This window comes from Stenotrophomonas sp. Br8, from assembly GCF_014763005.1.
Lineage (GTDB): Bacteria > Pseudomonadota > Gammaproteobacteria > Xanthomonadales > Xanthomonadaceae > Stenotrophomonas > Stenotrophomonas lactitubi.
In genome coordinates, this window is the sequence record NZ_JACGTN010000007.1 from 301,363 (window position 1) to 315,854 (window position 14,492).

Genomic DNA, 14,492 nt, shown 5'->3' on the forward strand with positions numbered 1-14,492 from the left:
GTTACTTCCCCTGGCCGGTGTTGCGGTTGGCATTGTTTTTCTGTTCCTGCGCGGCGGCCGCACGTGATTCAGCGATACCGACCGCACGTGCCGCCGCGGCCTTCTCATCCTTCTGCAGCTCCAGCGGCTGGAAGGAACCTTCCGGCGCCAGCCAGCCACCACTGAAGCCCGCCCGTTCCAGGCCCTTGCGGATGTACGGGTTCTTCTTCATCACATCCCAGACGAAGTCATTGCGGTAGTTGGCGATCATGGTCAGGATCGGGCCCTGGTCGATGGCGATGTAGTCGCTGGCGACCCAGCCGCGATCAGGCACCACGCGCCCGGTCTTGATCGGGATGTCGTAGTTGAAACTGGGATTGAACGAATCCAGGAAGCCATAGCTGGAGTAGATGTAGTCGCCGTAGCGCTTGTGCATCTCCAGCGTGGCCGGGATCACTTCCTCGGGCGCGAACACGACCGAGGAGATCGCGGCGGTTGGCGCGATCGTGCCGTCATCGAAATTCTCGCGCAGGCCTGCGCCGCGCGAAGAGTAATGGCGGAACTGGCGCTGCTCGCCGCGGTATTCCTGGGTGGTGTTCTGCGGACCATCACTGGCGGTCAGGCCCCACACGTTCTCGCCGTACTCCTTCCAGTTCATCGGATTGGCGATGGCGTACTCGCGCTGGGCCAGCGCGGCCGAACGGCTGTTGAGGAAGTAGGTGCTGCCACGCTCGCGCATGTAGGCATCCTGGATGTCGCGGAAATCGATCCAGACGTGGCTGTACTGGTGGCCGAACAGCGGGCCGAAGGACAGGTATTCCTGGCCCTGGTAGACACCCCAGTCGTTGTCGTAGGTCCGCGTCCATACCGTCCACGCATCCGGACTGACCGGATGGCTGGGCGAACCCAGGGCAAGGATGTAGACCATCATCGCCTCGTTGTAGCCCATCCAGTCATGGTCGATGAAGCCGTTCTCGGGGAACCAGCCCATCGAGATCAGCGGCGCACGCTGCTGCAGCCACGGCCAGTCGACCTGCTTGTACAGGGTGTCGGCGATCTGCCGGATTTCCTTCTCGCGCGGATCGTCGCCGTCGTAGTACGACTGGGCGAACAGCACGCCCATCATCAGCAGCGCGGTGTCCACCGAGGACAGTTCCACCCAGCTGTCGTAGCGGCGCCCTTCCTGCATGTCCAGGAAGTGGTAGTAGAAGCCTTTGTAGCCGGCCTTGCCGGTGCGCTGCGGGCCCATCGGCACGTCGCGGAAGAACTTCAGGGTGGTCAGGGTGCGGTCGATCGCCTGGTTGCGGCTGACCCAGCCGTTCTCGATGCCGATCGGATACGCGGTCAGGGCGAAGCCGACCGAGGCGATGCTGGCGAACGGCCGCGACGGATAACGGTCCGGGGTGAGGCCGTTGATCTCGTTGGTGGTATCCCAGAAGAACTGGAAGGTGCGGCGCTCGAGGTCATCGAACAGCGGCGGCAGCTCGGGCTTCATCGGCCGAGGCGGTGCGTCCGCCTCGATCAGGATCACCGGCGGGCGCGGCTTGGCAGGCTCCTGCTGGGCCGGTTTGCAGGCGGCGATGGCCAGGGTCATCGCAGCGGCGGTCATCAGGTGGCGTGCCTGCATGGCGCGGTTCCTCCGGTGGGCTGATCGATGAAAGAGCATAACGTCCAATGACCTGAAATCGTTTACAAAGTGCGGTCTTAAAAAACCACGGAAACGTGGTCGATGACACCGCAGTCATTGCCCACGCCATTGCCCCCTGTCTGGCAATGGCCTGGACAATGGACCGGCCCGGAGGCCGGCCATTGCCGTTGAAACCGGAGCCATCGGCGATCCGATGGCTCCGTGATGCTGCACCAGGCATTCCGCTTAGAAGCGGAAGCCCACTTCCGCCTTGACCTGGCGCGGGGTACCGACGATGTCGCCGGTCTCGTTGTAGCTCGCGGTCAACTTGCCGTTCTTGTAGTAGTTGTAGTTCGAGAAGTTGTCGAAGTTGAACACGTTGATGATGTCGATACGCGCATACAGCTCGGTATCGCCCGCCATCTTGAACGTCTTGGTGGCCTGCAGGTCGACCGAACGGTAGCCGAAGATCTTGCCGCCCAGCAGGAACTTGCCATTGCCACCCGGAACCGCCGCCATCGGGGTCGGCAGATCGAAGCCGTTGGCCTGCGGCACACCGTACCAGTCATTGATCGCGGTCGGCGTGGCCAGGGTGATCTTGCCACCGAAGGTGATGCCCCAGAAGCCCGCGTACGAACCGGTCACCACCAGGCGGTGGCGCGGCGCGCCGTTGGAGCGGATGGTCGGGTAGTCACCGATCACGCCGCGGTCGAAGGCGTAGTGCTCGTTGATGTCGCGGTTGTGACGGGCGGTCGTCCAGGTATAGGCGATCGAGGTGCCCCAGCCACTTTCCTGGGTGAACGGCTTCTGCGCCGACAGCAGGATCTGGGTGGCGCGGGTCTTGATGCCCTGCTGACCGATGATCAGGCTGCCGAAGCCCGGCACGTTGCAGCTCCAGGCCTGGCCCAGGCCGGGTTCGGTGCCACCGCACAGGCGCGGGTCATCGAAGAAGTTGCCGGTCGGGTAACGGTTGCCCAGGGTGAAGGCGAAGCCATCGTAGGTCAGCGTGCGCGCGATGGTGGCGTCGGTCAGCCAGTCGCCGATCTGGTTGCTCATGCCCAGGCTGAACTGGTCAGCGTAAGGCACCTTCAGGTTGTTGTTCAGCAGGTCGACTTCCAGGCCGGCGTTGCTGGTCGAACCGACCAGGCTCTGCAGGTTGCCGATGCCATTGAGCAGGTTCGGGTTCCAGTCATAGCAGGCCGCATTGCCCTGGAAGCACTGGCCGGTGGCCGGGTTGCGGAAGTAGATGGTCGGCTGCGGCAGGGCCAGCTTGGTGGTTTCCAGCTGCAGGTAGTCGAACAGGTCGCGGTCGTAGGAACGGCCCGCGCCACCGTGGATCACGTGCTGCTCGTCGGCATTGATGTCATACGAGAAGCCCAGGCGCGGCTGCCAGGCATTCTTGAATGCCTTGCGGTTGTGGCCGTTGCTGATGTAATCGTTGATGTTCAGGCCACTCAGCGCCAGCGTATCGGCGTAGCTCTGGCCGGCTGCGGCACGCGGGTCCTGCGCGAACAGTGCGTTGACCACTTCCGGCGGGGTCACGAAGTCCAGGTAGGACGGGTTCTTCTCGTAGTCCCAGCGCAGGCCGAGGTTCAGCTGCAGGTGGTCGTTGACCTGCCAGTCGTCCTGGATGAACAGGCCGATCTGCTTGACCTTCGAACGAACTTCGCCGGACACGCCGGATACGCCGGTGACCGGCTTCACGAACTGCGCCTTGTACGGGATGCTGTCCGGGAAGGTCGGGTTGTCGATGGTGTAGTAGAACTGCGGATTGATCTGCGCCGCGTCGGAGGCGTACAGGTCGATCTGCTTGTACTTGGCACCCATCTTGATGGTGTGGTCACCGGCCCACTCGATGCCGTCCAGGGTCAGGTTGTCTTCGATCGACCAGCCCTTCTGGCCCTTCACCTGCGACGACATCGCCGAGGAGCCACCGATGGAGACGATCGGGCGCTCTTCGTTGGCGCCGTCCGGAGCGGTGTAATTGAAACCGTTGCCCAGGCTCAGCGGCTTGGGATTGTTGAACGACTCCTCGTGGGTGACCATCAGCTCGTTGTAGTAACGCTCACCGCTGTGGTTCCAGCGCAGCGCGTAACGACGGTCGGTGTTCTTGGTTTCCTTGCCGGCCATCGGCGCGGTCTGGTCCGAGAACTGCTGCTGGGTTTCGTCACGGTCCTGGAAGGTCAACTCCAGGCGGTCGTTGTCGGTCGGCTCGAAGTCGATCTTGGCAAAGATCAGATCCTGCTGGAACGGCTGGCTGGCCGGGCCCAGGCCCGCCTGCGCATCGGCCGGCACACGGTCGGCCTTGTTGGTCACCGAGCCGTGCGGAGCGATGGTCACCGGCAGGTCGAAGCGCTTGGCTTCATAGGTCACGAAGAAGTGGGCCTTGTCCTGGATGATCGGACCGCCCAGGGCGAAGCCGTATTCCTTCTCGGCCGAATCTTCCTTGCCCTTGTTCGGCTGACGCTCGGCCGGGGTCATCGCACGCATGCTGTCGTTGGTGTAACGGTAGAAGGTTTCACCCTTGAACTCGTTGGTACCCGACTTGGTCGCAGCGGTGACGGCAGCGCTGGACACCTGGCCGTACTCGGCCTTGTAGTTGCCGGTGATGACCTTGTATTCACCGATGGCCAACTGCGGGAACGGGTTGCCGGCGCTGCCGGACTGGCCGGCCACGCCGCCACCCTTGACGTAGCTCTTCTGGCCCACGCCGTCGATGTAGACGTTGGTGCCGTCGGAGTTGGTGGCACCGCCGCGCAGCGAGGTGTTGCCCTTGGCATCGCGGGTGAAGATCATGCCCGGCACGGCGTCGGCGAACTCCAGGAAGTTGCGCGACACCTGCGGGGTGGTCTGGATCTGCTGCAGGCTGACGGTCTTGCCGACTTCGGAGGTACGCACTTCCTGCAGCAGGGTCGGCGCGACGACGTTGACGGTGTCCAGGTTGGTGGCGGCGGTCGTACCGGTGCCACCGGCGGCGGCGCCAGCGAAGTTGAGCGTCGAGGTCGAGGCGACGGTGACGGTCACCTTCTGGGTCTGGCCGTTGGCCACCACGTCATAGGTGCCCGGGTCCAGGCCCATCAGCGAATAGCTGCCGTCGGCGCGCACGGTGCCGCGACGCACGGTACCGGTGGCGATGTTGGTGGCGGTGACTTCGGCGCCGGCCTGCGCGCCGGACACTTGGCCACGCAGGCTGGCGTTGGCCGACTGCGCCATGACGTTCGGGGCGGCGGCCAGCATCAGGCAGCTGACCAGGGCGGTGCTCAGCAGCCGGCGCGCCGGCGTGCGGATCGTGGAATGCATCATCAACTCAATCTCCGGGTGGCGGTGACCGCTTGCGCGGCACCTGCGATCAATCAAAAAAGAAGGAACGCCTCTGGCTTCAATGGCCGGATGGCGGAGTGGTGGAATCGCGAACAATCAGGCGCGGGACCAGGGTCTGTTTGTCCCCTGTCCCATCCGTGGAGGTGCCGTCCATCAACTGCAGCAAGCGCGACATCGCCCGATCGCCCAGTTCGGCGATGCTGACCTGCATGGTGGTCAGCGACGGGTGGACGAAACGCGCAAGCGGAATGTCATCGAAACCGGCCAGGGCGACATCGGACGGCACATGGACACCTGCCTGCGCGAAGGCATACAGGCAGCCCAGGGCCATCATGTCGTTGGCGGCGAATACGGCATCGGGCAGCGTGCCGGCTGCCAGCAACTCCTGACCGGCGCGATGGCCGGAAGCTTCGTCGAAATCACCGGGCAACTCGATCCCCTCGGCGCCACCGCAAAAAGCCGCCAGCGCATCACGGAAGCCGCGCAGGCGCTCACGCGCGTCGAAGTTGAGGTCCGGGCCAGAAATGAATGCAATGCGCCGATGGCCGGCGTCGAGCAGGTGGCGGGTCATCGCCATCGCCCCGGCATGGTCATCGATGCTCAACACCGGATGGTCCTGCCCAGGCAGGTAGGTGTTGATGAGTACCGTCGGCAATGCCTGCGGCAGGTTGTCGGTCAGGAACCCCGGGCTCTCGGCATAGGGCGAGAGCACCAGCAGACCGTCGACCCGGCCACGCATGGCACGCAGGGCTGCGCCCTGCTGCTCCTGGTCGCCGTGATAGCTCGACACCAGCAGGTGCTGGCGCCGGCTGCGGGCGACGTTGTCGATGCCACGCATCAGCTCGGAGAAGAATTCGCCGTACAGGTCTGGAAGCACTACGCCCACCGTATTGGTGCGGCGGCTGCTCAGGCTGCGGGCGGCGGCGTGCGGGGTGTAACGCAGCCGTGCGGCCACCTCCAGCACAAGCTGGCGGACCGGTTCGGCGACATTTTCATGCCCGTTGAGCGCGCGCGAAACGGTGGCCACAGAGACCTTGGCTTCACGGGCGACGTCTTTGATTGTTATGGCTGCTTTGTTCACGAAGCCGCCCTCCACGGCTTGGATCTACCAGCAATGGCGCGGAATGTAAGCGTTTCCATCTGCGCTTGTAAACAGTCCGTTAGGCGAATGTCCCTAAACGGACACAGAAATCTGTCCTTGGCAGGCCCCTCGACGGACCTGCCAGGACAGCTCGGGACAGGGTTTCAGCCCTGCTCTGACGGGGTGTGTGCGCGGATGGACAACGCGTGGATGTCGGTTTCCATCAGCGTGCCCAACGCCGCGTAGACCGCGCGATGACGGGCCAGCGGCGCCATTCCCGCGAAGCGCTCGCTGACCACGTGTACGTTGAAATGGCCACGACCATCGCGCGCTCCGGCGTGGCCTGCATGGCGATGGCTGTCGTCTTCGATCTCAAGCACGCTGGGGGCCAGCGCTTGCTGCAGCGCATCACGAATCTGCTCGATCCGTTTCGCGTTCACGGCAGCACCTTGCGGAACGGACGCACCTGCACCCGCACGTAGACACCCGCGGCGACGTAGGGGTCGGCATCGGCCCAGGCCTGGGCCTGCTGCAGCGAGTCGAAGCCGGCAATCACCACCGAGCCGCTGAATCCTGCCGGGCCCGGGTCTTCGCTGTCGATCGCCGGACACGGTCCAGCCAGAAGCAGGCGGCCTTCATCGCGCAATGCGGTCAGCCGCGTCAGGTGCTCGGGCCGCGCCTGCAGCCGCTGGGCCAGTACATCCTGGCCGTCATATCCTTCAATCACATACCACACCGGCATTTCCTCGCTCGCGTTGCTGGTGAAGCGATTCTAGCCAATCCAACACCCTGCCCGGCCTCGGCTGGACACTGGCGCGGCAAAGGCTTACCCTAGGGACCATTGCACGTGGCTGGATGCAGCAGCCCGTCGGTTTTTGCGGCCAACGCAGCCCCCGACGACCGACCTGCTGCTTCGAACCGGTCCATCCGACCGGGCCCCGTAGACGACCTCCCGTAGTCCTGTCGCTGCCGTGTCCTGCGGAGCGTCCTGTTGTTTGATGTGTGGAACCGCGCCGAGACAGGCGTGCCTGGTGTCCTGGCGGTCCGTGGCAGTTGCCCGGTATGCCAGCTGCCGCGACTGGTCCGTTGCAATCCTGATCTCCATTAGATGACTTCCGAACTCGCGCTCGACGCGAACACGCCAACCCGGCCGCCCGCCCCCCAGCAGCAGGAAATGCCGTTGGCCGTGGTGCATGGGCAACCGGTCCTGCAGATTCCGCAGGACCTGTACATCCCGCCGGATGCGCTGGAAGTCATCCTGGACGCCTTTGAAGGACCGCTGGACCTGCTGCTGTATTTGATCCGCCGGCAGAACCTGGACGTGCTGGACATCCCCGTGGCCGAGATCACCCGGCAGTACGTGGAATACATCACCGTGATGCGCGAGCTGCGCTTCGAGCTTGCCGCCGAGTACCTCGTGATGGCGGCGATCCTGGCCGAAGTGAAGTCACGCATGCTGCTGCCCCGCCCCCCCAGCGTGGAGGGCGAGGAAGCCGATCCGCGTGCGGAGCTGGTGCGACGGCTGCAGGAGTACGAACGCTTCAAGCAGGCTGCCGAGGACATCGACGCCCTGCCCCGGCAGGACCGTGACACCAGCGTGGCGCATGCCTTCATGCCCGAGCGCGCCGCAGTGAAGCTGCCGCCGCCGGTGGACCTGAAGGAAATGCTGATGGCGCTGCACGACGTGCTCAAGCGCGCCGAGCTGTTCACCGGCCACGCGATCAAGCGCGAGGCGCTGAGTGTCCGGCAGCGCATGGGCGAAGTGCTGGGACGGCTTGAAGACGGCAGGTTCTATCGTTTTGAAAACCTGTTCACCGCCGAAGAAGGCAAGCTGGGCGTGCTGGTCACGTTCCTGGCCGTGCTGGAACTGGCCAAGGAGCAGCTGCTGGACCTTGTGCAGGAAGAACCGCTGGCGCCGATCTACGTGAAGTCCCTGGCCGCCGGCAATACCAATGCCCCGCTGCAGTTCAGCAGCGAATTCGACGACAACGACGCCGCCAATGAAAACGAGTGAGCGCTGACTGCCGATGGATCAAACGCTGATCAACCGCATAGTCGAAGGTGCGCTGCTGGCCTCCAGCCAGCCGCTCACCCTGGCCCAGCTGAAGGACCTGTTCCCGGAAGATGAGCCGGCGCCGCCGGGCAGCATCGAACGTGCGCTGGAACGGCTGCGCGAGAGCTGCCAGGACCGTGGCGTGGAACTGGTGGAGGTGGCCTCCGGCTTCCGCTACCAGGTGACTGCCGAAGTACATGGCTGGATCAGCCGGCTGTGGACCGAACGCAAGACCCGCTATACCCGCGCCACCCTGGAAACGCTGGCACTGATCGCCTACCGGCAACCGATCACCCGTGGCGAGATCGAGCAGGTGCGCGGCGTGGCGGTCAGCAGTAACATCATCCAGGCACTGGAAGAGCGCGAGTGGATCCGCGTGGTCGGCCACCGCGACGTACCCGGCAAGCCCGCCCTGTTCGGCACCACCAAGGGCTTCCTGGACTACTTCGGGCTGAAACGCCTGGACGAACTGCCGCCCCTTTCCGAGCTGAAGGACCTGGGCGACCTGGAACCGCAGCTGGCGCTGGATCGCGACGCCCCCCTCGCCGCCAGTGCCGACGGCCCGGACGTGAGCGCCGACCCGGATACCGCTGCAGATACCGCTGCAAATGACGACGCCGGCATCACCGCTGGCGACACCCCTGATTCTGCCGACGCACGTCCTGCGGCGGCCGACGATGAGCAAGCACCTTCGCCCTCCGATGATGGGCACCCCGATTCCGCGCCGGGCGAGCGCGCGGTGACAGTGAACGAACGCGAAGACAACGCCGTCGCGAAGACGACCGTGGCTGTTGACCAAGCCGATTCCGAACCAGAGGCCGACCTCGAAACCGTCGGCCGGAGCAAAACTGATGAGTGACACCCCCCGCAAGCCCTCGTTGAACAAGCTTTCGCTCAAGCGCGAAGCCACGTCCGAACAGTTCAAGCTGGAAGAACGCCTGCACAAGGTCCTGGCCCAGGCCGGCCTCGGCTCGCGTCGTGCGCTGGAACAGCGCATCGCTGAAGGCCTGGTCAAGGTCAACGGTGAAGTCGCGCAGACCGGCATGTCGGTCAAGAGCGGCGACAAGATCGAGCTCGACGGTCGCGGCTTCGTCGCCACCGCGCTGGCCGAACCCTCGCGCGTGCTGGTCTACAACAAGCCGGAAGGCGAAGTGACCACCCGCGAAGACCCCGAAGGTCGCCCGACCGTGTTCGAATCCCTGCCGGCGCTGAAGGGTGCCCGCTGGATCGCCGTCGGCCGCCTGGACATCAACACCACCGGCCTGCTGCTGGCGACCACCGACGGTGAGCTGGCCAACGCCATGATGCACCCCTCGTTCGAGGTCGAGCGCGAGTACGTGGTGCGCGTGCGTGCCCCGGAAGGCGAGGACAAGGTGCCTGACGCCGTCGTCGACCGCCTCACCCGTGGTGTCGCGCTGGAAGATGGCCCGGCCAAGTTCGATGAGATCGAACGCATCGGCGGCACCGATTCGCACGACTGGTTCCGCGTCGTGGTGAAGGAAGGCCGCAACCGCGAAGTGCGCCGCCTGTGGGAATCGCAGGGCTGCCAGGTCAGCCGCCTCAAGCGCACCCGCTACGGCAAGGTCAGCCTGCCGCGCGAACTGGCCCGCGGCCAGTCCGTCGAACTGCCGGGCAGCCAGGTCGAAGCGCTGCGCGCCGAACTGAAGCTGGAAGAAGGCGCGCCGTCGGCCCTGACCCTGCAGCCGGTGATCGGCCAGCGTCGTGCCGCCAAGACCACCGTGCGCGTGCGCGAAGGTGGCCGCGGCAACGCCTACGTCAACGGGCACAACACCGCCGATGAAGGTCGCGAACTGCGTCGCTTCGACAACGTGCGCGAAGACCGCGGCCGCGGTCGCGGCGGCAAGGGTGGCGGCGGTTTCAAGGGCGGCCTGACGGTCAGCGGTGAAGCCGCAGCCAAGCAGGCGCAGCGCCCGTTCAAACAGCGCGCGCCGAAGAACGACCGCTCGCTGCCGGAAGGCAACCCGGCCGCATTCCGTACCTGGTACGTGCCTGATGGCGTCAGCACCGGCCCGAGCGGCCACCGCAATGCCGGTCCGGGCGCACGTGGCCCGGGTGCCCGTGGTCCGGGTGCAGGTGCAGGTGCAGGCGGCCAGGGCCGTCCGTACGGCAAGCCGAAGGGTCCGGGCGCCGGCGCCGGTGGCGGCCAGGGTCGCGGCGGTTACGGCGGTGAAGGTCGTGGTGGCTACGGTGGAGAAGGTCGTGGTGGCGCCGGCGGCCAGGGTCGTCCGGCCGGTGCGGGCAACCGCTCGCAGGGCCAGGGCAACAAGCATCCGTACGGCCATCCGGGCAATGCCCCCAGCTTCCCGTCCGACCACGCCAATCCCGGCTTCAGTCCGTACGGCACCTCGCGTCCGGCCGGCAACGGTCGTCCGGGCGGCAATGCGAATGCACGTCCGGGTGGTAACCGTGGTCCGGGTGGTCCGGGCGGCAATCGCGGTCCGGGTGGCCCCGGTGGCAATCGTGGTCCGGGCGGCCCGGGTGGCAACCGCGGCCCGGGTGGCCCCGGCGGCAACCGTGGCCCGGGTGGCCCGCGTCGCAGCGGCCCGCGCGGCGGCTGATCGGCCGTACTGCTGACACATGAAAAACCCCGGCTCCGGCCGGGGTTTTTCTTTAAACAGGGGACGGAGGGGATCAAGTCGTTTTTGCCAGACTGTGTGTCGAACGGGCGAAAGCGACTTAATCCCCTCCGTCCCCTTTCGCGTGGCGCTGGAAGGCGGCGGGTGTGGTGCCAGCCATGCTGCGGAAGAAGGCAATGAACGGGCTCTCTGCCGAGAAGCCGGTGTCCTGCGCGACGTGTGCGACGCGATGGCCAAGCAGCAGCAGTTCCATCGCCCGCATCAGGCGCCATTGCTGGCGCCAGGCTTGGTAGCCCATGCCGGTGTCGCGCTGCATCAGCCGGCCCACGGTGCGCACGCTCAAGCCCGTGCGTGCGGCCAGCTCCCCCAGTTCGGGCGGCAGGTGTTCGGCCAGCGGCAGGCAACGTGCGATGCGTGGATCGTGCGGCAATGGCAGGTCCATCGGCGCTACCGGTGCGGCGGCGATCTCCAGCAAGCACAGCGCGAGCTGGTGGTGCGCACGTGGCGCCTGCCAGTCGTGATCGAACGGTGCCTGCGCGATCGGCTCCAGCAGCGCCTGCAGCAAGGGCCCCACCCCGATGATTGCCGGCTGCTGCGGCAGCTGTGCCGACAGCGTGGTATCGAAGTACAGCGAGCGGTAGTCCACCGCCTGACGCATCTGCGCGCGATGGCGCAGGCCGCCAGGGATCCAGGCCGCGCGCGACGGCGGCAGCAGACTGATGCGGTCACCAAAAGTCAGCCGCGTGCAGCCCTGCCGCGTGTACAGCAGCTGCGCACGTGCGTGCTGATGCCAGCCCGAATCGTGATCAGCCAGCGACGAGGCAATGCCCAGCACCGGCGCGTCCCAGGCATCGGCATCGAAGTGCGCATCCGGCTGCAGCCAGGCCATGTCCGATTTCCTACACTTTCTGTCAGGACCGACAGATTGCGTCAGCGCGCCGGCCACCACAATGCGCGGCCCCGATTCCGGAGCGCCCGCATGTCGCGTCGCCTGTTGCTGCTCACCATCGCGCTGCTGATGTTCCCGCAGCTGGCCCAGACCCTGTACAGCCCCGCCCTGGCCGATCTCGCCGGGCGCTTCGTACTGCCACCGGGCGCCGCCAGCCAGGCGATGAGCCTTTACCTGTTCGGTTTCGCCGCCGGTGTCGCGCTGTGGGGATGGCTGGCCGACCGTATCGGCCGCCGCCCAGCCCTGCTCGGCGGCCTGGCCGTGTTCGCACTGGCGGCCTGCGGAGGCCTGCTGGCCAGCACGTTCGGCCAGGTCCTGCTGGCCCAGGCACTGGCCGCGCTGGGCGCGGCGACGGCCTCGGTGGTGACCCAGACGGTACTGCGCGATCACCTGCAGGGGCCGGCCTTGGCGCAGGCGTTCTCGTGGATCGGCATGGCGCTGGCATTGAGCCCGGCGATCGGGCTGGCACTGGGGACGTTGCTGGTTGCCACCCATGGCTATGCCGGCGTGCAGGCAGGCCTGCTGCTGATTGCCCTACTGCTGATGCTCGGATGCACATCCGGCCTGCACGAGAGCCGCCCTGCCAACGTCGGGCACACCCCTCTGCTGCCACTGCTGCGGCAACTGCTCTGCGACCGCTGGATCTGGTCACAGGCGCTGCTGGTGATGGCATTCAACGTGGCCATGTACAGCTGGTACGCCCTGGGGCCCTTCGTGTTCGAGCGACTGCACTGGCCGCTGGCCTGGTTCGGTGCCAGCGGAGCGCTGCTGGCGCTGGGTTCGGCGCTGGGCGCCTGGGGCAATGGCCGCCTGCTACGCGCAGGCGCGTGCGCCACCACCCGCATCCAACTCGCTGCGGGGCTGGTGCTGGCCGGTGGCCTGTTGGCTGTACTGCTGCATGATCGACCCGCTCTGGTCGTGGCGATGGTGCCGGTGGTGACCGGCTTCGGCCTGGCCATTCCCAATGTGCTCGGCCAGGCCCTGCGCGGCTATCCGCATTGCCTCGGCAGCGCAGGCGCGCTGTTCGGCCTGCTCTATTACCTGTTGATCGGCGTGGCGATGGCCGTGGTCGGTGCACTGCAGCTGCTGGCACCGACGCTCATCGCATGCGGGCTGCTTGCACTTTGGCTGCAGCGGCCGCGCGCCGTTGTGGCCTAGGAATTATTGCAAAGGCCATGCGCTGTGCGCTGCTTCCGGAATCGCCCCCTATTCACTGGCTATCGTGCGCACTCTCCCCAACGAGGCAGATGCCCATGATCACCATCACCGCCGAACAGGCCCGCGCCAACGCAGATGCCGCTACGCGTCCTGTCGACCAGTACTACCGCGATCTCGACACATCGATCCAGGCGGGGTCGGAAAATGGCCGCCGCTACATCGTGTTCGGCTTCAGCCAGGCTTTGGCCAGCGAGCGGCTCGTCGAGGGCGTCGTCGCGCAGTTGCAGAAGAATGGCTTCGAGGTCGAACGACTGCCCAGCGATGCCGAGCAGCATTACATCCGCATCAGCTGGGAAGGAGCCGCGCCGGCCCGGCTCAACGCCGGCTGATGGTGAACGCCGCGCCGTCCACGCCCAGGTCCCAGCCCTTGCCGGTGCCGGACAGGGCCAGCGAGATATCGCCCTTGGTCATCACCTGCGCGTTGCTGGACTTCACCGCACCGGCGTGCGCGCCTACCGAGGCGTAGGTACCCAGCAGCTCGCCGACGCTGCTGGCGCCGGTGAAGCTGCCACGGCCATCGGTGATCTTCGACTTGCCGACGGTCAGGCCGCCACCCTTCAGCTGGATCCGCACAGGCATGCTGGCGCCGTTGGTGCAGTGGATGGTGCCGTTGCCCGAGGCGGTCTTGTAGATCAGCGACCAGCCCGACAGGTTGTAGCGCAGCTGGCAATCAAGATTGCCACCGGCCTGCGCGGTCGGGGCCAGGGAGGCAGTGGCCAGCGCCAGCAGCAGGGCAAACGGCTTGGTATTCATCGGCAGAACGTCCACATCGGTCGGAATGTGGGCGAATCTAGCAGCGCGCGCGTGCACGTTGGATGCAGGCGCGCGCGGTGAGGCAGGAGGCGTTCAGCCGCCGTATCAGGCCTGCACATCCAGATGGAAGGCGTCGGCATCGAGCATCGCCGGGAAGCGTGCACGGTGCGAGGCCAGCGCTTCGGCCGAGATGGTGGTGGTCACCACCTGCTCGCGCTCGCGGATCTCCACCTGCGGCTGGCCGAGGAAGTCGATGACCGCACTATCGCCGGCGTAATGCAGCTGGTTGCCGTCCACGCCTACGCGGTTGACCGCAGCGACGAAGCACAGGTTCTCGATCGCCCGCGCGCGCAGCAGGGTCTTCCACGCATAGGCGCGAGCCGACGGCCAGTTGGCGACGAAGATCTGCAGGTCGAAGTCCAGCTGTTCAACACGCTCGACGTTGTAGCGGTTGCGGCAGAACACCGGGAAACGCAGGTCGTAGCAGACCTGCGGATTGATCCGCCAGCCCTTCCATTCCACGCACAGGCGGTCGCGGCCGGCGGCATAGCGCTCGTGCTCGCCACCGTAACGGAACAGATGGCGCTTGTCGTAGTACTGCAGGCCACCGTCGGGGGTGGCGAACAGCAGGCGGTTGTAGACACCCTCGCCATCGCGCAGCTGCACGCTGCCGATCACCGCCGCGTTCAAGGCCTTGGCCTGTTCGCGCACCCAGGCCACGGTCGGGCCGTCCATGCCTTCGGCCTGGGCGATGGCCTCGTTGGAAAAGCCACTGGTGAAGGTCTCCGGCAGGATGACCAGATCGGTGGTCCCCGCCAGCGGCGCCAGCAGCGCACCGTAGTAGGCGCGGTTACCGGCCGGGTCGTGCCAGCGCGTGTCGCCCTGAACGAGGGAAATGCGCAGATCCTGCATGT

Annotated in this window: 13 protein-coding genes; 5 read left to right on the forward strand and 8 right to left on the reverse strand. The window is 66.0% G+C overall.

What is annotated here, in order from left to right; all coding sequences use genetic code 11:
* Position 1 precedes the first annotated feature (1 nt).
* From H3005_RS07955 to H3005_RS07975, 5 genes are all read right to left on the reverse strand, one after another.
* Positions 2–1,606 (reverse strand): glucoamylase family protein, encoded by a 1,605-nt coding sequence (locus tag H3005_RS07955; protein ID WP_089236188.1) that lies wholly within the window; start codon positions 1,604–1,606, stop codon positions 2–4.
* Positions 1,607–1,852: 246 nt separating this feature from the next.
* Positions 1,853–4,909 (reverse strand): TonB-dependent receptor, encoded by a 3,057-nt coding sequence (locus H3005_RS07960; RefSeq protein ID WP_191077871.1) that lies wholly within the window; start codon positions 4,907–4,909, stop codon positions 1,853–1,855.
* Between the two features lie 76 nt (positions 4,910–4,985).
* On the reverse strand, positions 4,986–6,023 hold the full coding sequence (locus tag H3005_RS07965) for a LacI family DNA-binding transcriptional regulator (protein WP_191077872.1): 1,038 nt from the start codon (positions 6,021–6,023) through the stop codon (positions 4,986–4,988).
* Positions 6,024–6,172: 149 nt separating this feature from the next.
* Positions 6,173–6,448 (reverse strand): BolA family protein, encoded by a 276-nt coding sequence (locus H3005_RS07970; RefSeq protein WP_100460571.1) that lies wholly within the window; start codon positions 6,446–6,448, stop codon positions 6,173–6,175.
* Entirely contained in the window at positions 6,445–6,744 is a 300-nt protein-coding gene (locus H3005_RS07975) for a YciI family protein (protein WP_191077873.1), read from the reverse strand. The genes H3005_RS07970 and H3005_RS07975 overlap by 4 nt, the downstream gene beginning before the upstream one ends.
* A 372-nt stretch (positions 6,745–7,116) precedes the next feature.
* Between H3005_RS07975 and H3005_RS07980 the strand changes: the two genes are divergently transcribed.
* The 3 genes from H3005_RS07980 to H3005_RS07990 are packed head-to-tail and all read left to right on the forward strand — an operon-like array spanning position 7,117 to position 10,640.
* The gene (locus H3005_RS07980; RefSeq protein ID WP_089236191.1) at positions 7,117–8,022 is read left to right on the forward strand and encodes a ScpA family protein; all 906 of its coding nucleotides are present in this window, start codon (positions 7,117–7,119) and stop codon (positions 8,020–8,022) included.
* A gap of 13 nt (positions 8,023–8,035) precedes the next feature.
* Positions 8,036–8,920, forward strand: coding sequence for an SMC-Scp complex subunit ScpB (gene scpB, locus H3005_RS07985; RefSeq protein WP_191077874.1), 885 nt, complete (start codon positions 8,036–8,038; stop codon positions 8,918–8,920).
* On the forward strand, positions 8,913–10,640 hold the full coding sequence (locus tag H3005_RS07990; RefSeq protein ID WP_191077875.1) for a pseudouridine synthase: 1,728 nt from the start codon (positions 8,913–8,915) through the stop codon (positions 10,638–10,640). The genes scpB and H3005_RS07990 overlap by 8 nt, the downstream gene beginning before the upstream one ends.
* A 118-nt stretch (positions 10,641–10,758) precedes the next feature.
* Here the strand turns inward: H3005_RS07990 and H3005_RS07995 are convergent, their stop codons facing one another.
* Entirely contained in the window at positions 10,759–11,547 is a 789-nt protein-coding gene (locus tag H3005_RS07995) for a helix-turn-helix transcriptional regulator (RefSeq protein ID WP_100460585.1), read from the reverse strand.
* A gap of 90 nt (positions 11,548–11,637) precedes the next feature.
* Here H3005_RS07995 and H3005_RS08000 point away from each other — a divergent pair, with 90 nt between their 5' ends.
* Both H3005_RS08000 and H3005_RS08005 read left to right on the forward strand, forming a co-directional pair.
* On the forward strand, positions 11,638–12,765 hold the full coding sequence (locus H3005_RS08000; RefSeq protein ID WP_165377629.1) for an MFS transporter: 1,128 nt from the start codon (positions 11,638–11,640) through the stop codon (positions 12,763–12,765).
* 95 nt (positions 12,766–12,860) lie between these two features.
* Positions 12,861–13,154, forward strand: coding sequence for a hypothetical protein (locus H3005_RS08005; protein ID WP_100460594.1), 294 nt, complete (start codon positions 12,861–12,863; stop codon positions 13,152–13,154).
* Here H3005_RS08005 and H3005_RS08010 read toward each other — a convergent pair.
* Both H3005_RS08010 and H3005_RS08015 read right to left on the reverse strand, forming a co-directional pair.
* Positions 13,141–13,578 (reverse strand): hypothetical protein, encoded by a 438-nt coding sequence (locus H3005_RS08010; protein WP_180166407.1) that lies wholly within the window; start codon positions 13,576–13,578, stop codon positions 13,141–13,143. The genes H3005_RS08005 and H3005_RS08010 overlap by 14 nt on opposite strands.
* A gap of 105 nt (positions 13,579–13,683) precedes the next feature.
* Positions 13,684–14,490, reverse strand: a complete 807-nt coding sequence (locus H3005_RS08015; RefSeq protein WP_100553018.1) for an amidohydrolase — start codon at positions 14,488–14,490, stop codon at positions 13,684–13,686.
* Between the last annotated feature and the right edge of the window lie 2 nt (positions 14,491–14,492).